Consider the following 24,886-nt stretch of genomic DNA (forward strand, 5'->3'; position numbering starts at 1 on the left):
CAACAGATAAACCGATCTATGACATACCCTTATCTTCCATCGTGCATGCATTTGACGTCTGTTGCAAGAATAAACGCAATACAGATGACTGCATAGAGTTTTCGTTTGAATATGACACGGATTTGGTTGCCGTGTGGGATGCTATCAGATACGGTCGCTACGAACCTGATTATTCAAAATGCTTCATACGGAAAAAGCCCGTTCTTCGTGAAATTTTTGCTTCCGCTTATGTTGATCGTGTAATACAACATTGGGCTGATCTACGCCTTGATCCTATTTTGGAAGAGCGTTTTCAGGCACAGGGAAATGTTTCAAAAAATTGCCGTATTGGTGAAGGAGCACTTTCGGCTGTTACCTATCTGAATGGGATGATCATGGAAGTCAGTGAAAATTATACGAAAGACGCATACATTTTCAAGGGTGATTTCAAAAGCTTTTTTATGTCAATGTCCAAATCCCTGTTATGGGAAATGATCGACCTGTTTATCCGGGATAACTATAAAGGCGACGATATAGAGTGTTTATTATATATATTGCGCACTGTTATCTTTCACCAGCCACAGCATAAATGTTATAGGAAATCACCGTTACATTTATGGGATGAGTTGCCTCATGATAAAAGTTTGTTTCATGCTGATCCGGATCATGGTTTTGCCCCCGGCAGTCTTCATGCGCAGAAATTCGCAAATTTTATCGGCTCTTGTTTTGATTACTATGTTTCCGAAATACTGGGAATCAAGTATTATGTGCGTTTTGTGGATGATTTCGCCTTTGTAATGCGTAATAAAGAAGATATTCTAAATACTGTTCCTTTGCTTGACAGTTACCTGAAAGAGCAGCTGCTTCTTAAATTACATCCTAAAAAAATATATATACAGCATCATTCTAAGGGAGTTTTGTTTGTAGGGGCATTCATTTTGCCCGGTCGAATTTATATTTCAAACCGTGTTGTCGGTAATTTATACGATGTAATCAGCAAATATAATAAAATAGCGGAGGAAGGCTTTGCGGAAGCACACGCGGACAAATTTGTTGCCACCCTGAATTCCTACTATGGATTAATGAGGCATTTCAATACGTACAATCTAAGACGGAAAGTGGCGAAACGTATTAATCCTGCATGGTGGGAATATTTTTATGTTCAGGGACATTGGGAGGTTTTTGTGTTGAAGAACGAATATAATTTTAAGAAACAATTAAAAAAACAAATAAGAAAAGGCAATGCGAAAAAATATCTTACCCCGGAAATTGGCTAAGCCGATCGAACAATTATCCGATGGAACATGGATAATACGATATGCAATACAATCCATTGACAGAACCGATAACGAAGGAAACGAACTGGTGACATTTGCCAGTTCCATATTCCTTGAAAAACCAACGTTGGAAATGATAAAGAAAAGTATTCATAGATATGCAATGAGCGTTCTTGATGATGAGGATGTTCTTCCGCTTGTTGCCAATCCTGATTTATCAGTTTACATGATCATAGATTAAAATTAAAGCCTGTTTAAACGATGATTAAACAGGCTTTAATTTTGCACCAAAAATCACATTTTGTTTTATGTTAATATGTGTTTTAATGACACATTTTGTTTTTCGGTCGGGAATTTTTTGATTTGACGATTGTAATAGTGAGCTTTATAGAGATAGCAGGTATGACCGTGATGGTTCTACGGATCTTGGAGTTGTCATATTTGATAAAACCGAAGAACTTGAAGTTACGATTGAATTTACGAAAGGGGCAAGAGGTGAAATGGAGCCGACTACATGGTGTTTCCGCCCAACAGTAGATTTGTATTAACCTTGATAAACAGGATATGAAAAAGATAAAAAAAATACTTAATATTTCTGTGCTACTCGTATGTGGAGTGGCAAATACATGGGGACAAGGAGGCCAGAAATTGACTGGTAAGATTTTGTCAGCGACGAATCAACCGGTAGAAGGTGCCATTGTCACAGTGTTAGACACGATGAATGTTACTACAAACAAAGAAGGTACATTCCAGTTTGAAGTGAAAGATCTTTCAAAGGCCAAGGAAATTTCCGTATGGGCTCCGGGGTATTTCTCTGTGAAGCAGCTTGTAAAAGAAAGACCGAATATTGTAATTACATTGATTCCGGAAAATCAATATAAATACAATGAAACGATGGTTCTTCCCTTCCGTCGGGAAGGGGAAATGCAGCTGGAAGATTATACAGCAGCTACCAATATCACAAAAAAAGATTTTATGTTGGGTACGACAAAGATCGATCGTGCATTGACAGGACAAATTGCTGGGTTGCAAATGAAACGCAGTAGTGGTATGCCGGGAGAAGGCAGTTATTATAACTTGCGCGGTATCCGCACATTGACTGGTGATAACGCTCCTTTGATTGTGATAAACGGAGTACCTCATATGCCTGATAAAACACCTTCGGAACTGATTGGCGGCTTTACCCGTGATATCTTTCAGTTCTATCATTTGCAGGATATACAGAATATCACTGTATTGAAAGGTGCGGAAGCAGCTATGTATGGTTCAATGGGCTCCAATGGTGTAATCTTGATTGAAACAGACGGTACCGCATCTAATGACTTGGAGACTAGGGTGAGTTACTATGGATCATACGGAATCAACTGGAACGATAAGCGGATGCCGGTGATGGGACTGGATGATTACAAGCAGTATCTGGCAGATATGGGTATGACTATTTCTAAGGATCCGCAGAACTTCTATACAAATTTCCCCTTCATGCAGAATCCTAACGATCCACGTTACAACTATTTGTATAACAATAATACAGACTGGCAGGATTTGATTTACAAGAACACAGCGTCCACCGATCATCTTTTCAGAGTAGAAGGTGGTGACAATATTGCTAAATACGACCTGTCGTTAGGGTATTATCGCGAGAATGGTCTGATGGATAATACAAGTATGGAACGTTTTCATACATTACTGAATGCTAATGTATTGGTCAATAAACAACTGAATATTTTTGCAACGGTAGGTTTAGCTTATATGAACGGACATTATCAGACGCAGGGTATGGATATTACGACGAATCCTATATTGGCAGCTTACGCAAGATCTCCTTTCCTAAGTCCATACGAAAAAGACCGCGAGGGAAATACACTGAAAACTTACGCATCTCATTTCTACGGACGGAGCAAGAGCCGAGATTACAGCGTCAGCAATCCTTTAGCTATCATTAATACGTTGGATTCTCGTAATCGCCAATATGATCTGAATATGAAAGCCGGTATCGCATACAATCCTTTTCGAGAACTGACACTAACTGGAACAGTAGGTTTGTATTATAATTACGATAACGAACATCTCTTTATCCCTGGAGCAAGTGAAGCTACTATAGTACCGCTAAGTGATAAATACGGTGTGCGGAATAATGCGGTAAGCGACGGAGTAGCTGTAACGACCAACTTCTTTGCCAACTTGAATGCCAGTTATAAGAAAACGTTTAATTATGTTCACCAGTTGAATGCAATAGCCGGATGGCAGTTGATGACTACTAAAAACGAATATGATGCAGGAGAAGGACGCAACACCGGTAATGACTTCTACCAGACATTGGGTAGCACGACTGACGGAAGACGTTTCTTGGGTTATATCAATAGCTGGAACTGGACAAACTTCTACGGACATGCCAACTATACTTACAATAATATGGTACAGGCATCTGTGAATATAGCCGTTGATGCAGCTTCTTCTACCGGTACGGATGTTGCCCGTTTCTATACATATCCGTCAGTAGGAGTAACCTTGCTGGGCAAAGGATGGAAACCACTTCTCGATGTTACATGGCTCAATAAGCTGAATGTACGTGTCGAATACGGACTGACAGGTAACTCACGCTTTTCTTCACAGATGGGTGGATACTATTATTCCACAGTACCTTACATGCAGTTGTCAACCATCGTTCGTTCTAATATCCCGAACGTATCATTGAAACCGGAGAAGAATGCTTCTTTGAATCTCGGACTGGACTTGTCTGTACTGAACAATCGTTTGAACCTAACTTTTGATTATTACAATAATCAAATCAGCGATATGATATCTGCTATGCCTCTTTCATCTGTTTATGGATCGGTTCCTTATTATGCGAATGTAGGTAAGTTAGAGAATACAGGTATAGAGTTGGCAGTGCAGGCCTCATTGGTTCGTACCCGTGATTTCGAATGGATCATAGGTGGAAACATCTCTCGCTCCAGAGATAAGATCAAGTCATTAGGTGGTGAGGAACAAATCGTGTTGAGTTACGATAATGGTGTGCAGATGGTCAACCGTGTCGGAGAAGCTCCTTACCAATTCTACGGTTATCAGGCAAATGGAGTATACTCCACACAAGCTGAAGCTGACGCTGCAAATCTCAGCAACCGTACCGGACGTCGTTATAATGCCGGAGATGTACGTTTTGTAGATCAGAATGGCGATAACCGCATCGACGATAAAGACCGTGTTCTTCTTGGCAGTGCTGCTCCCTCTTATTTTGGAGGTTTCTATACACAACTGAAATACAAAGGATTCGCACTTTCTGCAGAGTTCTCATATTCAAAAGACAACATCGCATACAATGCTGTCAGACAACAACTGGAGGCTATGTCTACTACTAACAACCAGAGTATTGCAGCCGTAAACCGTTGGACAGTGGAAGGACAGAAGACCGATATGCCGAAGGCAACATGGAAAGATCCTGTGGGCAACAGCTATTTCTCTTCTCGCTGGATGGAAGATGCTTCTTACCTGAGAATGAAGAACGTGACACTCAGCTACACTTTCTCTAAAACACTTTGGAATTTCTTTCGTTCGGGAACAATATATGTGACGGGCGAGAACCTGTTGACCTTTACAGATTATCTGGGAATGGACCCAGAATTCTCTTATTCTTATGCTGAGAATATGCAAGGTTTTGATAATGCAAAGCTAATGCAACCCAAAACAGTGAAAATGGGCGTTAATTTAAAATTCTAATGAAAATGAAAAAGTTTAAGATAGAAATAATACTTATGGGGGTACTGGCGATGATGTTCGCTTCGTGTAGTGACTTCTTCGAGCCGAATAATGATACGACCTTGAATGGTGATAGATATATCAAGGAAGGCAGCGAGCTTTATTCCGGTTTTCTGGGTATTATCACAAAGATACAAGCTATTGGAGACAAAGCTATTTATCTGACCGATATGCGTGGCGAACTGTTGGAACCTACCGAAAATACACCGGCTGACCTTTACAGCATTTATAATTATGATGATGATTTGAGCGGTAACACATATGCCGACCCTGCCAAGTATTATGATGTAATCATTGCTTGCAATGATTATTTGCAGAAAGCAAAAGAATACAGAGATACACATGTCACTACCGTAGATGACGATGATTATAGAGGTCTGATTAGTAGCACAGTGAGGTTGAAAACATGGACTTATCTCATGTTGGCAAAGATATATGGACAAGCTATATGGTTCGATGATCCGATGCAAAGTATGAAAGATATCGTCAGCCGGACTCCTAAGAACTTGAGTGAGCTTGTCGATGAATGCGACAAACTGTTGAATACTGGCTTTGATGGAATAAACGGTACATACAATATGTCATGGAATGAGTGGCTTGATCCTGCTAACGGGGCTACTTCTACAAACGATGAATATAAAAGATGGAATATGATGGTTCCCGGATATTTTGTACTGCAAGCAGAAATCGCACTTTGGAAAGGAGATTATCAGAAGGCGGCTACAACAATTCTTGGAGAAATGAGCAGGACCTTTGCTTTGGCTGAGTATCAGGGAAATGTTGCTAATATCAAGTATATGCGTTCGGGAAGTTACGGGAGTAATTACGGTCAGCAATATGACTCCGAGATGCCGATGCTGACAGCAACCGAATCTGTTATTATGTATGATTATAAATATAATCAACAGAATTCGTTATTGAATCATTTCGACCGTAGCGGAAGCTATATGATGCGTGCTTCCGTGCCAGGATCAAAACGTTTTGAAGATACTACTTTCAATCCGTCTGCTGATGCAACGGCAATTAAAACATCCGATGCGCGTTTCAGAGCTATTCAGGAAATCGAAAAGGATGTGGAATATGCGATACGCAAATACCGTGGCTTTAGAAAGAGCGGACATACTGTTGCTCATGACGATACATATATAATGATTTATCACACTTCTGATCTTTATTTTATGGCGATTGAAGCACTGAATAATATGGGACGTTTTGAGCCGGCATCCGTGTTGATGAATACAGGTGTCGACCCCTTCTACGGAGCCGGTGTAGTATTGGGCGAACAATGGCAAGGACTGAATTGCAACTGGGGATTGTGGACAACACTTTATGCGGGATTCCGCCGCACGTATGCTGATAATGGTGTTCGCGGTATCTTAGGACTGGGCAAGCGCGATATGTGGCAGACTCCGGAAGACATCAAAGAGGAGATTATAGCTGAACAAAGATTGGAAGGTTTGAGTGATGAAGACAAGATCAAAAAGCATAATGATATTGAATTGGTGAAAGAAGCCTTCTTGGAGTTTCCTTGTGAAGGAAAGACTTATCCGCTTATGATTCGTGTGGCAAAGCGTTGGAATGACTATTCATTCATAGCAGATTTTGTCGGGCAGAAATATGAATCCGATCTGGCTAAGCAAGCGGAAGTAAAGGCCAAGATCATGGGTGGTGCTTACTTCGTACCTTGGGACTTGCAAGGTAAGTCTTCTTCTCATTAATAGCATGTTTTTCAATCAAAAAAAGAAAATTATGAAGGATATAACAAAAATAGCTTATTTACTTTTGGGACTGATATTATCAGTCCCCATGAGTGCACAAAAGACATATTATATGGACCCCGAGGGAAGTGATTCTAATCCGGGAACGTCAGATAAACCTTTTGCAACTTTAGTAAAAGTGCAGGAAGTGGTAGCTGCGGGAGATGTGGTTTATATCAATCCGGGAACTTATGTGGTTCCTGCCGACCAACTACCGATGACTACTACTAATAGCGGACTTTATCATTGTGTGTTCCACTTGAATAAAAGTGGTGAGGCAGGCAAGCCTATTTCTTATCTGGCCAATCCGAATAGACAGGGGAGACCTGTCTTCGATCTTTCGCAAGTAAAACCGAAAGATCAGCGTATTACGGTGTTTTATGTAACCGGTTCTAATCTTTATCTTAAAGGATTCGATGTTATTGGCACACAAGTCACTATTACCGACCATACGCAATCAGAATGTTTCCGTATTGTTAAAGGAGCCAATAATAACAAGTTTGAAGATTTGAGAACGCATGACGGTATGGCAATCGGTTTCTACTTGCTTGGCGGAAGCAATAATCACATCTTAAACTGTGATGCTTACAACAATTATGATTCGGTTTCAGAAGGAGGCAAAGGTGGTAATGTCGATGGTTTCGGCGGTCACATCAACTCATCTTCTGCCGGTGAAGGTAAAGGTACGGGAAATGTGTTCGAAGGATGTCGTGCCTGGTATAATAGCGATGATGGTTTCGACCTCATCAATTGTTTTGAGGCAGTGAAGATAATCAATTGCTGGTCGTTCTTAAACGGATACAAGCCCGGCACAAAAGAAGCGGCTGGTGACGGTACCGGTTTTAAAGCCGGTGGTTACGGAATGTCTGCCGATAACCTTCCAGCTACACCTGACATAATACCTCAACATGAAGTACGCAATAGTTTGGCTTATTACAATAGATTGAGAGGTTTTTATGCCAATCATCATCTGGGCGGAATCATATTCGAGAGCAATACGGCTGTCAATAGTGGAGAAAACTATAATATGACAAACCGTGAGTTGCCTTTGGCACTTCCTCCGACTGATGTGAGCGGATATGATCATATTATTAAGAACAACCTGTCCTTTGTTTCAAGATCGGGAAGTAAGCATATCGTAACAGTGAACAGGGCGAAGAGTGAAGTATCCAACAACTCTTTTGATGGTAGTGAGGAAGTGGTGGAAGCTGACTTTATCAGTCTGGAAGAAGCGGAATTGATGAGAGATCGTAAGCCCAATGGAGATCTGCCTGATGTTAATTTTGGAAAACTGACTACTGATGCGGAATTACGTTTTTGGGGAATGGGATGCTTTGCTACAGGTGAACCTACTGATCTTGATTTTGGCTGGTTGAAAAAGCCGACAATTGTTGTAGTTGGCAGTAAAGCCAGTGTAGTGGGCCCCGAAGCGGCATTGTTCACGAAGATGTATGTGATTGTAGACGGTGAAGAAACGGTGGAGTTTGATAAGAACTCAATAGACTTGTCAGACTTTAGTGGTGTGCTTGAAGTGAAAGCAGTCATTGAAGATGCAAACGGAAACGTTACAAAATCCATTGCGTTTAAATTTAAAAGATAAAACAGATAAACTTAGAATAATATGAAACAGTTTATTAATATTTATATAATATCTTTTGTCTTGATATTATCTCAGCTCAGTCTCTTTTCGTCTTGTAAAGACGAAGATACGGTTGTTGAACTGAAACTTGATCGTACAGCCATTCAAATCAAAGAAGGAAGTGAAGGCATACTAAAGATTGAAGGCGGAAACGGTGGATATCAGTTTTCTTTTTCTGAAGAAGGCTATGCTACCGCCAAGTATCGTGAAAATTTAATATACATTCAAGGAGTGAAATACGGTAAAGTGGTCTTGACTGTAACCGACTTGGAAGGGCACAGTGTATCACTTGATGTAGTAGTGGTATCGAGTGTGCTGAGCACCGATAATCAGCGTTTTGTATGGGGAAACATGATTGAATTGAATAAAGCCAATAATTGGAGCTTGTTCATCGATACCAATAGTGTTGCTATTACCAACGTATTGGAAGGAAGGCAATATGTTTTATCCTGCGATGGTGATTTGTCCGTTGGTGTAAAGGCGAATGCCACGTTAGAGATCTTGAGTAGTAAAACAGGAGCTGAACCGGAGATCGTGCAACTGGCTGGAATGGAAGTGTTGCAAATAAAAGATGGCCTTTGCTCTATTGTTTTTAGTACGGCAGACCGTATGGGTGAGCTTGTGTTTCAGAAATAGATATACACTGAAGATAAATAAATCGATCTGATATCAAGTAAAGCTTGGCTATCAGGTCGATTTTGTTATATTGGGCACTTTCAATACAATCAATGATATCGCTGTTTGCTGGAAGAAGACCGTTTATTGAACAAATATCCATTTAAATGAATGATATTCTATTTATCATTCGGGTGGTATTTTCTAATTTTGTGATGTGAAACCAGTGATAACGTTCCTTATAATGGAACTCCTTATACTAAATTTGTCACATGAAAAACATATCTGTTCTTTTGTTCTTGCTCATTACTTTGGCATTGAACGCACAAAACAATAAAACTTCCGGACTCAACGCCCGCCAGTTTCATAAATACTGGAAAGTAGAATCTGAATCTCCGGATTATAAAGTAACTTTTTTAGGGGATACGGTTGAAATTCTTTCTCCTAAAGGGCTTACTCTTTGGAGGAAAGAGAAGATGAGTGGTAAAGTAACCATTGAGTATGACGCATGTGTGGTTGTTGAGGTTGAGGGCGATCGTTTGAGTGACTTGAATTGTTTTTGGATGGCTTCGGACCCTCAGTATCCCGATAATATATGGAAACGTGAGAAATGGCGTAGTGGGATTTTTCTAAACTGTTACTCTTTGCAACTCTACTATATGGGATATGGTGGAAATCATAATTCTACTACACGTTTTCGCCGTTATGACGGCAATGAGGCGGCTATTACAAATGCAAAAGCCCGTCCTGCAATCTTAAAAGAATATACGGATGCGGACCATTTGCTGGAAGCTAACAAGTGGTATCATATCAAGATAACGAATGAAAATAATAGGGTTAGTTATTATATAAATGGAGTGCGACTGGTGGATTTCCGCGATGCCGACCCCCTGACAGAGGGCTGGTTCGGTTTTCGCACCACCTTATCCCGGACTCGTATCGCTAATTTTCATTATGAATGTTCTCCACAGGAAATCTCAGAAATTCCATTGCACTGGATTGGTGATACTCCTCAGCAAGATAGAACGGTAAGTTTGGGTGTTCCTTTCAGTGAAGGGGAATTATATCCGGAAAATACTTTGCAGTTGATTACTGATAGAGGTGAGACTCTTCCGATAGATACTTGGGTATTGGCTTACTGGCCCGATGGCTCTGTGAAATGGAATGGGATAGCCGGAGTTATTCCGGGAAATACTGATAAACTATTACTCAAAAAGGTCGGGAAAAGATCAAAAGGAAGAGCTAATGCAAAGATTGGCGATGATGGTAGCGGTAAATCATCAATCGCGATTGTTGAAACGCCACAGAATATTCGTATTGAGACAGGTCTTATTTCCGCCTGCATCCCTCGTCAGGGAGAATTTCTGATAGATAGTATATTTCATAAAGGAGTGAAAGTAGGAGAAAATGCACGCCTTGTCTGTAATACTCAAAGTGAACCGATCTTGGAGAATACCTCACAAATAGCTTTTACCAACTATACCGGAAGATTAAAATCGGCTACAGTAGAACGTACCGGTAATGTACGGGCGCTTGTCAAACTGGAGGGTATTCACAGAAGTGATGCCGGACGGGAGTGGCTTCCGTTTGTAGTCCGTCTTTACTTTTATGCCGGAAGCGAGCAAATCAAGATAGTACATAGCTTTGTGTACGACGGAGATCAAAATAAGGATTTTATTCGTGCTTTGGGTATTCGTTTGGAAGCCCCTATGCGGGAAGAACTTTATAACCGGCATATTGCTTTCTCCTGTGCTGATGGAGGTGTTTGGAGTGAACCGGTGCAACCGCTGGTGGGACGGCGCAAACTGACACTTGACACGGATGATGAGCTTTCTCTTCAACAGCAACAGATGGAAGGCAGACGTATTCCACCGTATGAGACTTTTGACAAGAAGAATCGTGACTTAATAGATAACTGGGCTTCATGGAACGACTATCGTCTGTCTCAGCTCTCTGCAGATGCATTCTCTATCCGCAAACGTGCCAATGAGAATAATCCCTGGATAGGAACTTTTTCGGGAACCCGTAGTGAAGGATATGCTTTTGTCGGTGATATTACGGGTGGTTTAGGACTTTGCCTGCATGATTTTTGGCAGTCTTATCCTTCTTCTATAGAAATATCGGGTGCTAAAACTTCGTCTGCAACAATCACTGCATGGTTATGGAGTCCTGAAGGAGAACCGATGGACTTACGTCACTACGATAATGTAGCTCATGATTTAAATGCCAGTTACGAAGATGTTCAGGACGGAATGAGTACTCCCTATGGTATCGCCCGTACTACTACGCTGACACTTATTCCACAAGGAGGTTATGTTGGAAAAAAGGCTTTTGCCGATACTGCTAAATCGCTTTCTGAGCTCGGGATATTGTTGCCTACGCCGGATTATCTTCATGCGCAGCAGGCTTTTGGTGTATGGAGTCTTCCGGATCGGAGTACTTCTTTCCGTTCCCGGGTAGAAGATCGCTTGGATGCATATATCAATTTTTATAGTAAGGCCATAGAGCAGAACAAGTGGTATGGATTCTGGAATTATGGAGATGTAATGCATGCTTATGACCCCGTCCGTCATACGTGGCGTTATGACATCGGCGGATTTGCCTGGGATAATACGGAACTTGCTTCTAATATGTGGTTGTGGTATAACTTTTTGCGTACAGGTCGTGAAGATATCTGGCGTATGGCAGAAGCAATGACCCGTCATACAGCCGAAGTGGATGCTTACCATATCGGACCGAATGCAGGGTTAGGTAGCCGGCATAACGTCAGCCATTGGGGTTGTGGTGCCAAAGAAGCTCGAATCAGTCAGGCTGCGTGGAACCGTTTCTATTACTATCTCACCACCGATGATCGTTGTGGTGATCTGATGACTGAAGTAAAGGATGCCGATCAAAAACTATATGAACTAGATCCCATGCGTCTGGCACAACCTCGTAGTGAATATCCTTGTACAGCACCTGCCCGACTGCGTATCGGTCCGGATTGGCTGGCCTATGCCGGCAACTGGATGACGGAGTGGGAACGTACTGGTAATACAGCTTATCGGGATAAGATCGTAACCGGGATGAAAAGTATAGCGACTCTGCCCAATCGTATTTTTACCGGACCTAAAGCGTTGGGCTTTGATCCGTCAACGGGAATTATTACTACTGAATGCGATTCTAAGCTGGAATCCTCAAACCATTTAATGACCATTATGGGTGGTTTTGAAGTGATGAATGAAATGATACGTATGATCGACCTTCCTGAATGGAAAGATGCGTGGCTGGACCATGCAGCACGTTATAAGCAGAAGGCGTGGGAATTGAATCATAGCCGTTTCCGGATTTCCCGTCTGATGGCATACGCTGCTTATCACAAGCGGGATGCAATGATGGCTAGAGAGGCATGGGATGACTTATTTACCCGATTGGAACATACACCGGCACCTCCTTTCCGAATTACTACGCTGTTTCCTCCCGAAGTTCCGGCCCCTTTGGATGAATGCGTCAGCATCAGTACAAATGACGCGGCGCTTTGGAGCCTTGATGCTATCTATATGCAAGAGGTTATTCCGATGGATGATTCTAGTGTTTTGTATATGGAGAACTAAATATTGGTAAGGAAAACTTAAGTTATCCTTATTGGGACTATAAGGTTGAGGCGTGACAAAAAGAAAGCGGTTAATGCACTGTCTGTGAAATGCATTAACCGCTTTATGAATCTCAGATGAGTCTGTCTCTTATTTCAAGTACTGCTTCAACGGACAATCAGTTAGTTTCAATCCGTCTGCGATACTTTTGGCATTCATGTGTGCTCCTTTTAAGGAAGTATGTGTATGGTCGTTATTATAATAGTCTGCCGCTTTCTTGATACCTTTCTTTTCGAGCTTGTCAGCACTTATTTTATTCAGGTCGATAAAATAAGCTCCGGTAGCTTCGGCTGCTTCACGTGTCCATTTACCAAAGGATGCCGTGTTACGTTCTATCTTTCCGTCTTTCCACTTGTTACGTGGAGTATGGCTTAAAACGATAGGTATGGCGCCTTTTTCCTGAACATCCATGATAAATTTACGGAGATACCAGCCGAAAGTGTAAACGACTTGATATTTTCCTGTTTTCTCCATTAAAAAGACCTTGCTCTCTCCTCCGGAACCGGGCAATTCGGCACGGGCTTTTCCGGTATTTATCGCTCCTGTATCATTGTGCCCGAATTGAATCAGAACAAAGTCTCCAGGTTGGAGTGCATTGTATACCTTATCCCAACGACCTTCATCCAGAAAAGTGCGGGCGCTACGACCTGCCATGGCACAATTCTCTACGGATATCTTATTCAGATTGAATTCATCTGCTATTACGCTGCCCCATCCCCACATGCCGTTTTTATCGTTATCTTTATTTTTAACGGTACTGTCGCCAATGGTAAATAATACCGGACGTCCTTCTTTGCGGCTCGATCCGGTATCCTTATCCTTCTCAACCGGTTTCAGATAGTCGGCTAATTCCAGACCTTCATAAGCACGTATTCCGTCAGCAGCAGACTCTGCATTTACTTTAGCTCCGAAAGCGCTGGTATGAATACGGTCGATATAGAACATATATTGCACTTTGTTCTTACCGAATTTTTCAAATTTGCGGGCACTGATATCGTTTAAATCAATAAAAGGAACATTCTGTTCTTCTGCTACCTGCTTTGCCCACAAACCGAATGTCTTATTGACACGAGTAATGATGGTACTGTCTTTATCTTCCCAGGCGTTACGGGGAGTCAGGGAGAATAAGATAGGATGTGCTCCTTTCGCCTTTACATCGTTGATAAAACGACGCATATATTCTCCGTAAGTATATACGGTCTCCTTTACTCCGGTTTCTTTGATAGTAACATTCAGGCTGTCCTTACCAATTCCCGGAATGGAGGCGCGGGCACGTCCGCTGTCATAAGGGCCATTATCGTTGTGTCCCAGTTCGATGATAACCCAGTCGCCGGGTTGTACACCTTTGATTACATCCGGCCAAAGGCGGTTGTAGAAGGTACGGCTGCTGGTTCCTCCCAAGGCATGATTTTCGACGGTGATCCGATTGGAATCGAAATAATCAGCTGCGTAATATCCCCAGCCCCATTGTCCGTTATTGCCATTCCCTAAGGTTCCGGTACGCATGGTAGAATTGCCGACCAGAAATAAAACCGGATGGTTGCCTTTACGGCTTGCTCCGGCAATGGGGCGTGCCGTACGTGCTTTGTTCAGGCTGTCCAATGTGTTGTCTGCCACCTGATTCACATCTTTCATAGGGGAAGCAACATTGTTTTGTGCCTGCATCTGCAGGCTGCATGTGATGGCTGTGAGCCAGCATAAACAGTGAAGTACTTTGTTTTTCATTTACTTGATAAATAATGCTCTTATTTTAATTTGTAAACCTCGGTACCTGCCAGTAGAAAACAACCTACACCATAATCTTCAAAGTCGGGAACACTTTTGTAAGTTACAGGTTGTCCGTCTTTCGGCTCTTTTCCTGTTCCTTGCACATAACCAAGGAAACCGTTCGGATGAACTGCTTCCTTTACCATTGCGTTCCATGCTTTCAGTACGATAGGCAGATATTCTTTACGGTCGAGTAATCCGTTGCGGATTCCCCAAGCCATTCCGTATACAAACAGTGCTGTGCCTGAAGTTTCTTTTCCTCCGAAATTGCTTTCGTCGTGGAGGCTTACATTCCAGAATCCATCTGTACGCTGGCATTGCTTTAAGGCTTTACTCATGGTCAGGAAATCATTGATATAATCTTGGCGATGTGTTTCATCGGCAGGGATTTCATCCAATACACGTACAAGGGCTGCATATACCCAACCATTGCCTCTGGACCAGTAGCAGTTTTTGCCGTTTGGTTCTTTATAAGGAGGATCGAAATCCTGATCACGCCACCATAATCCTTCTTTGGCATTGTACATACCGGCTTCTCCATGAGTATTACGGGTGTAAGTATACAGGTCCCACATCTTGTTATAGTACTTTTGGTCTCCGGTCATCTTTCCGAATTTGGCGTAAATCGGCATTGCCATTTGTATGGCGTCTATCCACCACCAGTCATTCACCTGCGGAGTGTTTACTACCATGTCGATACTGGCTTTTATATTCCGGATCATGTTCGGGTCGGAAGGACACATGTTGTATAAGTCAATATAAACTTGCCCGCAGCATTGATCATCCGCATTGCGGGTCGTGTTTCCGTTACGCATTCCCCATTTGTGGAAGTTAGCCCAGTCATAAGTATAGCTATAATAATCTTCGCGCGGATAAATACTGTATAAAGCCATCAGTCCCTCATAATAAACTCCGCGAGTCCAGATATTACTGGGACGAACTCTTCCAAAAAACGAGGGTAAGGTATAATCGGCATACTTTTTCATAAAGTAGTCGTTTACCTTTACGATGGTTGCTAAAGTCTCCTTTTGTGCAGGCAACTCTTGTGCAATGACTGAACTGCAAGGTATGCTACTCAGAAGGGTTGCTGTAATGAATGAGAGGAGTAATTTCTTCATGGTATAAAAACTGTTTATAAATAAAATTAGCTACTATGATTAATTTCACAGGCAAAGATAGAGGATTCTTTTTTCCTCTTCAATGGAATATTGTCCACAAGTATTTAAATTTGTCCATAATGCCTTCAGAAAGCAGTTGTAGTGATTAAAAAGGCAATTTATACATAGATTTGTACGATATTCTATTTTATTCATAAACCATATCGCTTACTTTTGCATGATGTAATTCTAAAAATGACAAGAACACTTTGATTAATGATAAGACTATGAAATGTACAAGTATCTTTTTTAGTTTGTTGGTAATAGCGACTTCTATAGCAGCCCAGCCAAACTATGATTTCACAAAACTGAAACGCGAGCATTTAGGACGCGGCGTAATTGCCATTCGTGAGAATCCCTCAACTGTCGCTGTCTCTTGGCGTTATTTATCTTCAGATCCAATGGATGAATCATTTGATATATATCGGGATGGTAAAAAGGTGAATAAACATCCGCTGAAAAACGCCACTTTCTTTCAGGACTCTTATCAGGGGACAGCCCCCGCACTTTATACAGTAAAAGCTATAAAAGGTAAAACAGAAAGCAATTATCAGTTGCCGGCTGATGCTCCGGTAGGGTATCTGAATATTCCGTTGGTACGTCCCGAAGGAGGGACTACTCTGTCGGGACAGGCATATACTTATGCTCCGAATGATGCCAGCATTGGGGATGTGGATGGAGATGGTGAGTATGAGATTATTCTGAAATGGGACCCTTCCAATGCACATGATAATTCCCATGATGGTTATACCGGTCCTGTGATTTTCGACTGTTACAAGTTGAATGGACAGCAACTGTGGCGTATTAATCTGGGACGTAATGTACGTGCAGGCGCACATTATACTCAATTCATGGTATTTGATCTGGATGGTGACGGTCGTGCGGAAGTAGTGATGAAAACAGGTGATGGAGCTGTGGATGGCACAGGAAAAGTGGTCGGAGATGCAAATGCGGATTATCGGAACGAGCGGGGACGTATTCTGACCGGACCGGAATATCTGACCATTTTTAATGGACTGACCGGAGAAGCGATGCAGACAATTGATTATGTGCCCGAACGTGGCAATCTGATGGATTGGGGAGACGGGCGTGCCAATCGTAGTGATCGTTTTCTGGCTTGCATTGCCTATCTGGACGGAGTACATCCGAGTGTGGTGATGTGTCGCGGTTATTATACGCGTACGGTATTGGCCGCTTATGACTGGGATGGTAAAAATCTGAAGAACCGTTGGGTATTTGACAGTAATAATCCCGGGTGCGGAGATTACGCCGGACAAGGTAATCACAATCTTCGGGTAGCTGATGTAGATGGTGATGGCTGTGATGAAATTGTATATGGACAATGTACGATAAACAATGACGGGACAGGACTTTATTCTACTCGTATGGGACATGGTGATGCTATGCATCTGACTCACTTTGATCCGTCCCGTCCGGGATTGCAGGTCTGGAGTTGCCATGAGAACAGAAGGGATGGCTCTACTTTTCGGGATGCAGCTACAGGAGAAGTCATATTCCAGATAAAAAGTAATACGGATGTAGGTCGTTGTATGGCTGCCGATATTGATCCGACTCATCCCGGAGTTGAAATGTGGTCTTTGGATTCTAAAGGCATCAGAAATGTAAAAGGAGAAGTGGTTGCTTCCAGAGTCAGAGGATTATCAACTAATATGGCTGTCTGGTGGGATGGTGATTTGTTGCGTGAATTGTTGGATAGAAATGTAGTCAGCAAATATAATTGGGAAAAAGGGATTTGTGAACGTATCGCTGTTTTTGAAGGCGCACTTTCTAACAATGGTACGAAGTCAACCCCATGTCTGCAAGGAGATATTGTAGGAGACTGGCGTGAAGAAGTCTTATTGCGTACAGCCGATAATACAGCTCTGAGACTGTATGTTTCTACTATTCCCACTGATTACCGGTTTCATACTTTTCTGGAAGATCCTGTTTACCGTATCAGTATTGCGACTCAGAATGTTGCTTATAATCAGCCTACCCAGCCTGGATTCTACTTTGGTCCGGAACTGCGGGGAACTGTATTCAGAGGATGTAAAATACCTAAAAAGTAAATGATGAATTATCGTATTATTACCGTTGCCGCATTATTGGTAGCACTGCCTGCCGTTGCACAGAAAAAGAAAACAGTTGTCAATGATTCAAATACACCCTTGCATTTATTGCAACCTGCTTATCAGGGTACTTATGGAGATTTGTCGCCCGAGCAAGTTAAGAAGGACATAGATCGTGTATTTAATTATATAGATAAAGAAACACCCGCCCGTGTGGTTGATAAGAATACCGGTAAAGTGATTACGGATTATACAACAATGGGGGATGAGGCACAGCTGGAGCGGGGAGCTTTCCGTCTGGCAAGTTACGAATGGGGTGTCACTTACTCCGCTTTGATAGCAGCTGCCGAAACGACGGGAGATCAGCGTTATGCTGATTATGTTCAAAACCGTTTTCGCTTTTTGGCGGAAGTTGCTCCACATTTCAAACGTGTCTATACAGAAAAAGGGAAGACAGATTCACAGCTGCTGCAAATTCTGACTCCTCATGCATTAGATGATGCGGGAGCCGTATGTGCTGCCATGATCAAACTACGGTTGAAAGACCAGACACTTCCTGTTGACGGATTAATTCAGAATTACTTTGATTTTATTATCAAAAAATCGGCATAAGGCGCAAAGAAAAGCAAAGTTCTACATAAATAAATGCAGGTCAGCATCTTGTATGCAGAGCGGGTGGAAACGGACTTCGGCATAAAATGCCTGAAAACACCCCTTTCGGACAAAGTTCGGCTACTAAACAGCTACCGGTTCCGAAACAGGGTATATACGACATAACAAGTTCTGTTTCATCGCTTTGCCTTGTTTTGCATAGCTCTTGGTAAGAAATAAGTAACTACCTTTAGAAACGAAAATTTTAGAGTTATGGAAACAAAGAGAAGTACGTTTGCGACCTCGTTCTACATCAAGAGATCCGCAGTGAGAAACCGGGACGGGAAAGCCCCCATCATGGTGAAAATCTCCGTTGACGGCGATGACAAGGCGGTGGGAACCAAGCTGTTCGTCACTCCCGACCTCTGGGAGAACGGCAAGGCGAAAGGCAAGTCCGCCGAGGCAAACGAGATAAACGGGCAACTGAAGGAGGTTTCCGCCCGGCTCACCAACCACTACCACCGCATCCTCCGGGAAGAGGATTTCGTCACAGCCGAGAAGCTGCGCAACGCCTTCCTCGGTGTCGGCGTGATGGAGAACTGCATACTGAAGGACTTCGGGAACATGAACCGGGAGTTTGAGGCGATGGTGGAGAAAGGGCAGCGAGCCAAGTCCACCTACAACAAGTATCTGGCTGTTTACAACCATTTCAAGACCTTCCTTTGGGAGAAGAAAAAACGCACCGACATGGCTTACAAGGAGCTGACCAAGGAGATCATCACCGATTTCGACAAGTACCTGCGGGTGGAGAAGGGATTGAGTGCCAACACCCTCTGGATATACACCATGCCCCTGCTCAGCCTGACCGACAAGGCGTGGCGGCGGGGTATCGTCCGCACCGACCCCTTCGGCGAGTACAGCCTTGAGATGCAGGAGACCGACCGGGGCTATCTCACGGAGGAGGAGCTGCGCACCTTGGCTAACGCCGTGTTCGTCAAGAAACAGACCAACCTCGTGCGGGACATGTTCCTCTTCGGGTGTTTCACCGGGCTTAGCTACATTGACATAAAGACGCTCACCCATGACAAGATACAGCGCATGGACTTCGACGGCGAGGAATGGATCATCACCCGGCGCACCAAGACCCGTGTGTCGAGCAACGTCCCCCTCATGGAGATTGCCAAGGAGCTGATAGAACGTTACAAAGGGCTTGCCGGAGGCGACCTTGTCTTTCCCATGCCCAGCAACAGCGTGTGCAACAGGCACCTCAAACAGATAGCCAAAGCCTGCGGCATCCACAAGGAGATCGGCTTCCACCTAAGCCGCCACACCTTCGCCACGACCGTCTATCTCTGCAACGGCGGCACCATCGAGGCGCTCTCCAAGATACTCGGGCACAAGCACATTTCCACGACCCAGATCTACGCCGAGGTGACCAACAGGATGGTAAGTTCCGATTTCCGGGCGATCTCCGGCAACCTCGCCGCCATGCAGCGGAGCGTGCTGGAGAAGAAGGACAGGAAACAGGACGGGAAGCGGATGCGCCGCTCCCTCCGGGAAACGGCTTGACGTCTTCCCCCGGTGCAGAATGCGGCAAAGGCAGGAACTTCCGATGCGGTGTCCCTGCCTTTGCTGCATTTCCCGATGCACCCCCCCGTGCGTTTATGTTGGACTTTTCCCCCGTTTGCGCTTTGGGCGCATGTCCACGTAGTTCTCCTCCAGCATACGCAGCAGATCCGACTGGCGGTAGAGCGTCTTGCCCGGCAGCGATATGTACGGGATCAGCCGTTGCGTGCGGTAGTCCTGCAACGTTCTCGGCGTGATGTGCAGCAGCCTGCACACGTCCTCGCCCGTGAGATAGACCTCGCCGTTCATCGCCGGACGGAAGTGCGCCGTTACCGTGTCGAGGTACCTCATGCCTTCCTCCAACGCCTCGAAGTACGCCCGTACCTCTTCCGTGTCCCTTGTGATCACTTCCATCTCACTCGTCCTCCGTCATTGCCCGGCTCATGGCTTCCACGAACGTCTCCACGTCCTCCGTCCGGTAGTAAATCTTGTGGTTGATCTGGCTGTACGGCAGCAGCCCCCGGTCACGGTAGGTCTGCAATGTCCGCTTGCTGATACCCAGTTTCTCGCACACGTCCGCCCCGTCCATCCAGTTCATCTTTTCGGGCGGGCGGTAGCGGGCGCAAAGCTCCCTCACGTGCTGCGAGAAGCAGCCGAACCGTTCCTTCATCTCCTCGAAGGTCTTTCTCTCGATGCTTACTATTTCCATTGTCCCGATACGTTTTTATTGTTATACTTCCCTGCAAATATACCGGTCTGTATATGTCCGTGTATCAAAACCGTACCGCTTGTCCTCGTTTTGCTTCACGCTTGTAGCCTTGTCACGTTCCGGGCGGTGAAAAGCAGGGAGAAGCTCTACATATCCGCACGCCCTTCCGCATATTTTCCGCCCTTTCCGCTTGCCGTGTGCCGGACATTTCGCATATTTGTAACCGACCAAACATCATCACTATGGACGAGGCTGTCTTTATCGCTCAATACACCTTCCTTGCCACTCCTGCGGTCATCGAGGAGGAGAGCCGCATCTTGGGCAAGATCGCACGCCGCCTGCGCTGCGAGTACGTCATCCGTTTCGAGGACGACGGCAAGTTCTATTTCCTGCTGGAGACCCGTTCCGGCTACGAGGAGCATTTCGCCCGGTGCGGCTGGTACATCGTCAGCCAGACCGACTTCAACAGCCGCCTGACCATCGGCATGGGCTTGTACGAGAGCGGGAACTTGGCGGGCTTCATGTACAGGCTCGATTCCGGCAGCGAGGACGAGGCACGTTTCTGGAACAATATCCTTGTATTCACTTTCTTCAACGGTTTCCGCAAGGCGTTCCTTCCGCTCGACAACCGCTTTCAGGGATTCTTCCGATTGGACGGCAGCTTGTGTTTATACCTTTATGACTATTGCCCCGTCCGGCGGAACGACAAGATCACCTTCGAGGGGAAGAAGGTGTCGAACGCCGTCTGGCGTTTCAAGAGCGGCGAGCAGACCGACCTTTTCGTCAAGCTCTTCTCCATCGCCGCCAGCCGCATCCGGGCGATTCAGGAGAACAGGCACCGTGCCGTGCTGGTTCCCGTCCCGGCATCCACACGGGAGAAGCACCGCACCCGGTACGAGGCGTTCTGCCGCAAGCTATCGGCGGATATGGGGGTTGCCGACGGGTACGGGGCGATAACTGTCGCTTATGACAGGGCTCAATACAAGGGCACGCACGGGAACGGAGACCGCACCGCCAATCTGGAGTTCCACCCCGAATATTTCAAGGACAAATGTGTTTTATTGGTAGATGACGTGCTTACAACCGGCTCTACATTCCTTCAGCTAAGGCGCAAGCTGATAGCACACGGTGCAAGGTTCGTGATAGGCATGTTCCTTGCCAAGACAATCGCTTTCGAGGACGAGCGGAAGGACCTATCCATAAATAACTATACAATTCCAACAACATAGAAGTAGTGTCAGTACAAAATGTACCAGCAGTATTTTTCCGCTATACTTGAAACGATAGCAGGCAGATGCGACAAAGCCGATGATATTCCAACCAATCGCCGCCCAGCCTGTAAAGGTATAGTTTTCGGAAGATTCATAGCTCCAACTTAATCCTTCACAACCTATCTGGTAAAGTTCCGGATGCTTTGAGAATTGTATAGAATCAGCGACAACCACCCACAGCAACAGCAGACAGCATAGCCCCCACAATATCCTTGATATTGATTGTTGTTTCATTTATGTCGTTTCTGTTTTATAGTTATAGCCATATCTTTTATATTCTTGCTTTATTCCTAATATTCAGAGAATAATTAACCTTTCAAAGACGATTTATTCGTTTGTTTTTCTATTATTTTATTTCTAAACAACATGTATGATACCAATAAACAAAGTAAAAATGGAATTGTAATATTATACAAACACATTGTTCCTGAAAATAAGAGCATTAAGATTGGAATAATAAAAAATGATAGAAAACTGCATAAGCTGTTACGTCTTATTTTTGCAAAACAATTCAAAAACAAAGTGGTTGATCCAACAGACAATATCAAAACTCCAAGAATTGACCATGTCAATAGCATGCCTTTATAAGTAGTATCAAGATTATCGTTTGGTACAGGTTTCGTGCTTTGAACTGTCAGCCAAGTAATTCCCAAAGTACACAATAGGCTGGCACATAATATTCCAAACCATATTTTTAGTAAAAGATTGAATATAAAATATTTCTGTTTCATGTTCTTATTACAGCTAATGGTTTACAGCATCCCGCATATTCCATTTCATTCAATCACAAATATAAAAAACAAGAGCAAAACTTCGGAATATTCGGTTTCCCTTTTTTCCAAAGTATGCTTTAAAGCAGTTTTATAAATGGTTATTGAGGCGTTCCCCTCCGGGGCAGGCTTTCCGTTATAAGTCCTCGCAGGGGTATGGGATTTTTCCCCGGTTTGCGCTCAATCCTTAGCGCAGGGCTGTTTCGTCCTGACGTCCGCTGTCAACCGCTCCGTGTCGGCATTTCAAGTTATCGTGAATGGTCCAAGTCAATGCAATTTCAATTTCTGTAATTGCTTTTCCATTGTTGCACTTAATATATCCCTATTCATTAATCCTCTTACCTCTTTTTCCCAACCTTTAGCACCTCCATAATGAATTGTAACTCTTTCAGACCAATCCGATATGATTTTCTTCCCCTTTTCAATTTCACGTTCTGCCTGCTCTTCATTTCCACAATAATAATTTAATAAAACAATATCGGTTAATGTGGTCTTGTCGTAATAAGTATTTTTGATACCCTTCATATATGCAATTAAATCACTAATCATTAACTGATTTCTTGTTAAAACGGGAACTTGATCATATAATTCATTTACAATTGTTTTTAAATTGTTCTCGTGCTCTTGCATAGAAAAACTATTTATCGCTCCCTTTTTGTTTAGTAAATAAGTGGCAGAAATCAGAGGAATGGTTGGGACATCTAAATCAACCATTAAGTTATATAAATGAAAACAAACCCGATAGCGTTGACTTGATAAACTTTCAAATTGTAAACCGGACAGAAAACAGTCATTTCGTTTTATTATGTGCATTGTTTTATACTTGGAAAAATCAGGAAAGAAATTGAGCCAATCGGTTGTTATTTTATTTTTATTCAATCTTTCAATCATATTTTTCAATTTAATTTTGGATATGTTGAGATCTGATTTGTCACACCCACTTGTTTATTATCAGGTTATCGTGAATGGTCTAACTTGATGTACCAGCCTGCCTTGACGGGCTTGTACAGCGTGGTGTCGTTGTACGTCCTGCGGTAGATCTCGTTCAGGTTGCCGTGTTCGGTGATGCGGATGTTCCGGCGGCTTCCCAATCCGGGATCGTAAACGAAACACTTGGATGTTCCCGCATCCACGATGCCGTGGGAGTAATACACCATCGTAAGGCGCAGCCTCACCGAATCCGTTTCCCCCCGCTTCCTGCGGTCGAAATGGATCAGGTCGCAGCCGGTTACGCCCAGCAGGGAATCAAGTTGCGTCTGGGCGGACGGCGACAGTCCGTGCAGGTACAATGAATCCTCTCCATGCAATTCGAAAGGCTTGTAAGGCGTGCCGTGGATTTCCTCGAATATTCGCAGGCTGACCGAATCGGCGGTGTCGGGTCTGGATGGCGGATAGTGGTAACTGCCCTCCGTGCCCTCGGAGATAAGCCCGTGCACCTTGCGGAACGCCGTCTCGTACGTGGCGAAGTGGCGTATCATTTCCTCGTCCGACGGAGGCATGGGCGGCTCTCCGCAACTTGCGGCAAACAGGCTTGCTAAAAGCAGGATGATGGCGGGTGTTCTCATATTCTTATGTAGATAATGGGTTGCAGCTAATTACCATTTAGGTAATTAAGCTGTATGTTACCAACATTCTATTCAATCTTTAGAATTAATAGGTTGGAGATGTCATTAGCACCACCTCTACCTGCATCTACATCCACAAAGACATTTCCACATTTACAAGTAGAATATGTTTCAGGATATGATTGCATGATAGACCTACAATTTAAACATAGATAAAATATATCGTTGCCAGCAGGAATACCATCGTACTGGTCAAGATTTACAATTACTATATTTTTCTTTTTCTTCATTTTTTTTATCTGTTGTAATGTTTGGTGGCTAACCGACCTTTTCGGGGGGGGGCAAGCCGCTTATTACCTGCTTTTTCGAGTTATTACAATATCATCAAAACTTAATAGTAAAGGCTGACCGTTCGGTTTATACTCCTTCCAATCTTCAATGTTTGGGTTTTCATAATCCATCATTATATGATAAAAGGAGTATAGACCGGAATTTTCTTGAGGTAAGTCCGGCAGACTATGTATGTCATAGCATCCAACACCTTCAAATCCTTTTTCTTCAATCAGTTTCAGCCATCCTAAAGCCTTATCTATTTGTTGAAGATAGGGAAGTTTTTGTTGATTGCCATGCTTCAAGGCATCAACAGTTTTTATTCGTTCTTTTTGCAATAACTCAATTATATCTTTCATTTTATTTCTTAGCAGGTAATATGTAATTATCCACGTTTTCCGTTATTATCTTCGCTCAATTACAAATATATATCATA

Annotated in this window: 20 protein-coding genes and 1 pseudogene; 12 read left to right on the plus strand and 9 right to left on the minus strand. The window is 43.6% G+C overall.

The features are described 5' to 3' along the window. The 7 genes from HMPREF2794_RS10180 to HMPREF2794_RS10210 form a co-directional block, all read left to right on the plus strand. The coding region (locus tag HMPREF2794_RS10180; protein WP_070751453.1) for a reverse transcriptase family protein at window positions 1-1,256 on the plus strand (1,256 nt) is incomplete at its 5' end. After that, window positions 1,222-1,497 (plus strand): hypothetical protein, encoded by a 276-nt coding sequence (locus HMPREF2794_RS10185; RefSeq protein ID WP_008766343.1) that lies wholly within the window; start codon window positions 1,222-1,224, stop codon window positions 1,495-1,497. The genes HMPREF2794_RS10180 and HMPREF2794_RS10185, both read left to right, overlap by 35 nt. Before the next feature lie 323 nt (window positions 1,498-1,820). Further along, entirely contained in the window at window positions 1,821-4,973 is a 3,153-nt protein-coding gene (locus HMPREF2794_RS10190) for a SusC/RagA family TonB-linked outer membrane protein (protein ID WP_070751454.1), read from the plus strand. A gap of 5 nt (window positions 4,974-4,978) precedes the next feature. Beyond that, window positions 4,979-6,730: a hypothetical protein gene (locus HMPREF2794_RS10195; protein ID WP_022302229.1), complete on the plus strand. Its 1,752-nt coding sequence runs from the start codon at window positions 4,979-4,981 to the stop codon at window positions 6,728-6,730. Between the two features lie 31 nt (window positions 6,731-6,761). Then, the gene (locus HMPREF2794_RS10200; RefSeq protein ID WP_022302230.1) at window positions 6,762-8,369 is read left to right on the plus strand and encodes a rhamnogalacturonan lyase; all 1,608 of its coding nucleotides are present in this window, start codon (window positions 6,762-6,764) and stop codon (window positions 8,367-8,369) included. A gap of 21 nt (window positions 8,370-8,390) precedes the next feature. Next, the gene (locus HMPREF2794_RS10205) at window positions 8,391-9,044 is read left to right on the plus strand and encodes a hypothetical protein (RefSeq protein ID WP_010536768.1); all 654 of its coding nucleotides are present in this window, start codon (window positions 8,391-8,393) and stop codon (window positions 9,042-9,044) included. A 251-nt stretch (window positions 9,045-9,295) separates the two neighbouring features. Further along, complete coding sequence (locus HMPREF2794_RS10210) at window positions 9,296-12,616, plus strand: exo-rhamnogalacturonan lyase family protein (RefSeq protein ID WP_070751455.1); 3,321 nt, start codon at window positions 9,296-9,298, stop codon at window positions 12,614-12,616. A gap of 129 nt (window positions 12,617-12,745) precedes the next feature. On the opposite strand, the gene HMPREF2794_RS10215 is transcribed toward HMPREF2794_RS10210, so the two are convergent. After that, complete coding sequence (locus HMPREF2794_RS10215; RefSeq protein WP_070751456.1) at window positions 12,746-14,380, minus strand: rhamnogalacturonan acetylesterase; 1,635 nt, start codon at window positions 14,378-14,380, stop codon at window positions 12,746-12,748. A 20-nt stretch (window positions 14,381-14,400) separates the two neighbouring features. Further along, on the minus strand, window positions 14,401-15,540 hold the full coding sequence (locus HMPREF2794_RS10220) for a glycoside hydrolase family 88/105 protein (RefSeq protein ID WP_055268711.1): 1,140 nt from the start codon (window positions 15,538-15,540) through the stop codon (window positions 14,401-14,403). A gap of 266 nt (window positions 15,541-15,806) precedes the next feature. Here HMPREF2794_RS10220 and HMPREF2794_RS10225 point away from each other — a divergent pair, with 266 nt between their 5' ends. The 3 genes and pseudogenes from HMPREF2794_RS10225 (at window position 15,807) to HMPREF2794_RS27710 (ending at window position 19,808) form a co-directional block, all read left to right on the plus strand. Continuing rightward, on the plus strand, window positions 15,807-17,648 hold the full coding sequence (locus tag HMPREF2794_RS10225) for a rhamnogalacturonan lyase (RefSeq protein WP_029425332.1): 1,842 nt from the start codon (window positions 15,807-15,809) through the stop codon (window positions 17,646-17,648). A 3-nt stretch (window positions 17,649-17,651) separates the two neighbouring features. Then, window positions 17,652-18,251, plus strand: a pseudogene (locus tag HMPREF2794_RS10230) (glycoside hydrolase family 88 protein); the annotation flags it as partial. 261 nt (window positions 18,252-18,512) lie between these two features. After that, complete coding sequence (locus HMPREF2794_RS27710; protein ID WP_083312048.1) at window positions 18,513-19,808, plus strand: site-specific integrase; 1,296 nt, start codon at window positions 18,513-18,515, stop codon at window positions 19,806-19,808. Between the two features lie 93 nt (window positions 19,809-19,901). Here HMPREF2794_RS27710 and HMPREF2794_RS10245 read toward each other — a convergent pair whose 3' ends face one another. Beyond that, a complete protein-coding gene (locus tag HMPREF2794_RS10245) occupies window positions 19,902-20,219 on the minus strand; it encodes a helix-turn-helix domain-containing protein (protein ID WP_005858007.1) in 318 nt (105 codons plus the stop codon). A 1-nt stretch (window position 20,220) separates the two neighbouring features. Next, window positions 20,221-20,514: a helix-turn-helix domain-containing protein gene (locus tag HMPREF2794_RS10250; protein ID WP_070751458.1), complete on the minus strand. Its 294-nt coding sequence runs from the start codon at window positions 20,512-20,514 to the stop codon at window positions 20,221-20,223. Window positions 20,515-20,756: 242 nt separating this feature from the next. Between HMPREF2794_RS10250 and HMPREF2794_RS10260 the strand changes: the two genes are divergently transcribed. Further along, on the plus strand, window positions 20,757-21,743 hold the full coding sequence (locus tag HMPREF2794_RS10260; RefSeq protein ID WP_229091150.1) for a ComF family protein: 987 nt from the start codon (window positions 20,757-20,759) through the stop codon (window positions 21,741-21,743). Here the strand turns inward: HMPREF2794_RS10260 and HMPREF2794_RS27720 are convergent. Beyond that, complete coding sequence (locus HMPREF2794_RS27720; protein ID WP_083312051.1) at window positions 21,708-22,019, minus strand: hypothetical protein; 312 nt, start codon at window positions 22,017-22,019, stop codon at window positions 21,708-21,710. The genes HMPREF2794_RS10260 and HMPREF2794_RS27720 overlap by 36 nt on opposite strands. Before the next feature lie 132 nt (window positions 22,020-22,151). On the opposite strand from HMPREF2794_RS27720, the gene HMPREF2794_RS10265 reads away from it, so the two are divergent. Next, a complete protein-coding gene (locus tag HMPREF2794_RS10265) occupies window positions 22,152-22,373 on the plus strand; it encodes a hypothetical protein (protein ID WP_028728673.1) in 222 nt (73 codons plus the stop codon). A gap of 449 nt (window positions 22,374-22,822) precedes the next feature. Here HMPREF2794_RS10265 and HMPREF2794_RS10270 read toward each other — a convergent pair whose 3' ends face one another. The 4 genes from HMPREF2794_RS10270 to HMPREF2794_RS10285 form a co-directional block, all read right to left on the minus strand. Next, window positions 22,823-23,446 carry a hypothetical protein gene (locus tag HMPREF2794_RS10270; RefSeq protein WP_070751460.1) on the minus strand — a complete coding sequence of 208 codons (624 nt, stop codon included), beginning with the start codon at window positions 23,444-23,446 and terminating at the stop codon, window positions 22,823-22,825. Between the two features lie 65 nt (window positions 23,447-23,511). Then, the gene (locus HMPREF2794_RS10275) at window positions 23,512-24,120 is read right to left on the minus strand and encodes a DUF4948 family protein (protein WP_070751461.1); all 609 of its coding nucleotides are present in this window, start codon (window positions 24,118-24,120) and stop codon (window positions 23,512-23,514) included. Between the two features lie 68 nt (window positions 24,121-24,188). Further along, window positions 24,189-24,410, minus strand: a complete 222-nt coding sequence (locus tag HMPREF2794_RS10280; protein ID WP_070751462.1) for a hypothetical protein — start codon at window positions 24,408-24,410, stop codon at window positions 24,189-24,191. 63 nt (window positions 24,411-24,473) lie between these two features. Next, window positions 24,474-24,809, minus strand: a complete 336-nt coding sequence (locus HMPREF2794_RS10285; protein ID WP_070751463.1) for a hypothetical protein — start codon at window positions 24,807-24,809, stop codon at window positions 24,474-24,476. Between the last annotated feature and the right edge of the window lie 77 nt (window positions 24,810-24,886).

The sequence above is a fragment of the Bacteroides sp. HMSC067B03 genome (assembly GCF_001811315.1).
Taxonomy (GTDB): Bacteria; Bacteroidota; Bacteroidia; order Bacteroidales; family Bacteroidaceae; genus Bacteroides; species Bacteroides faecis.

Coding starts and splice junctions, on each gene's coding strand:
- HMPREF2794_RS10270 (WP_070751460.1), bottom strand. CDS start 23,446: ATGATTGAAAGATTGAATAAAAATAAAATAACAACCGATTGGCTCAAT.
- HMPREF2794_RS10190 (WP_070751454.1), top strand. CDS start 1,821: ATGAAAAAGATAAAAAAAATACTTAATATTTCTGTGCTACTCGTATGT.
- HMPREF2794_RS10260 (WP_229091150.1), top strand. CDS start 20,757: ATGGACGAGGCTGTCTTTATCGCTCAATACACCTTCCTTGCCACTCCT.
- HMPREF2794_RS10275 (WP_070751461.1), bottom strand. CDS start 24,120: ATGAGAACACCCGCCATCATCCTGCTTTTAGCAAGCCTGTTTGCCGCA.
- HMPREF2794_RS10220 (WP_055268711.1), bottom strand. CDS start 15,540: ATGAAGAAATTACTCCTCTCATTCATTACAGCAACCCTTCTGAGTAGC.
- HMPREF2794_RS27720 (WP_083312051.1), bottom strand. CDS start 22,019: ATGAAACAACAATCAATATCAAGGATATTGTGGGGGCTATGCTGTCTG.
- HMPREF2794_RS10245 (WP_005858007.1), bottom strand. CDS start 20,219: ATGGAAGTGATCACAAGGGACACGGAAGAGGTACGGGCGTACTTCGAG.
- HMPREF2794_RS10195 (WP_022302229.1), top strand. CDS start 4,979: ATGAAAAAGTTTAAGATAGAAATAATACTTATGGGGGTACTGGCGATG.
- HMPREF2794_RS10200 (WP_022302230.1), top strand. CDS start 6,762: ATGAAGGATATAACAAAAATAGCTTATTTACTTTTGGGACTGATATTA.
- HMPREF2794_RS10205 (WP_010536768.1), top strand. CDS start 8,391: ATGAAACAGTTTATTAATATTTATATAATATCTTTTGTCTTGATATTA.
- HMPREF2794_RS10215 (WP_070751456.1), bottom strand. CDS start 14,380: ATGAAAAACAAAGTACTTCACTGTTTATGCTGGCTCACAGCCATCACA.
- HMPREF2794_RS10210 (WP_070751455.1), top strand. CDS start 9,296: ATGAAAAACATATCTGTTCTTTTGTTCTTGCTCATTACTTTGGCATTG.
- HMPREF2794_RS10280 (WP_070751462.1), bottom strand. CDS start 24,410: ATGAAGAAAAAGAAAAATATAGTAATTGTAAATCTTGACCAGTACGAT.
- HMPREF2794_RS10225 (WP_029425332.1), top strand. CDS start 15,807: ATGAAATGTACAAGTATCTTTTTTAGTTTGTTGGTAATAGCGACTTCT.
- HMPREF2794_RS10250 (WP_070751458.1), bottom strand. CDS start 20,514: ATGGAAATAGTAAGCATCGAGAGAAAGACCTTCGAGGAGATGAAGGAA.
- HMPREF2794_RS27710 (WP_083312048.1), top strand. CDS start 18,513: ATGGAAACAAAGAGAAGTACGTTTGCGACCTCGTTCTACATCAAGAGA.
- HMPREF2794_RS10185 (WP_008766343.1), top strand. CDS start 1,222: ATGCGAAAAAATATCTTACCCCGGAAATTGGCTAAGCCGATCGAACAA.
- HMPREF2794_RS10265 (WP_028728673.1), top strand. CDS start 22,152: ATGTATGATACCAATAAACAAAGTAAAAATGGAATTGTAATATTATAC.
- HMPREF2794_RS10285 (WP_070751463.1), bottom strand. CDS start 24,809: ATGAAAGATATAATTGAGTTATTGCAAAAAGAACGAATAAAAACTGTT.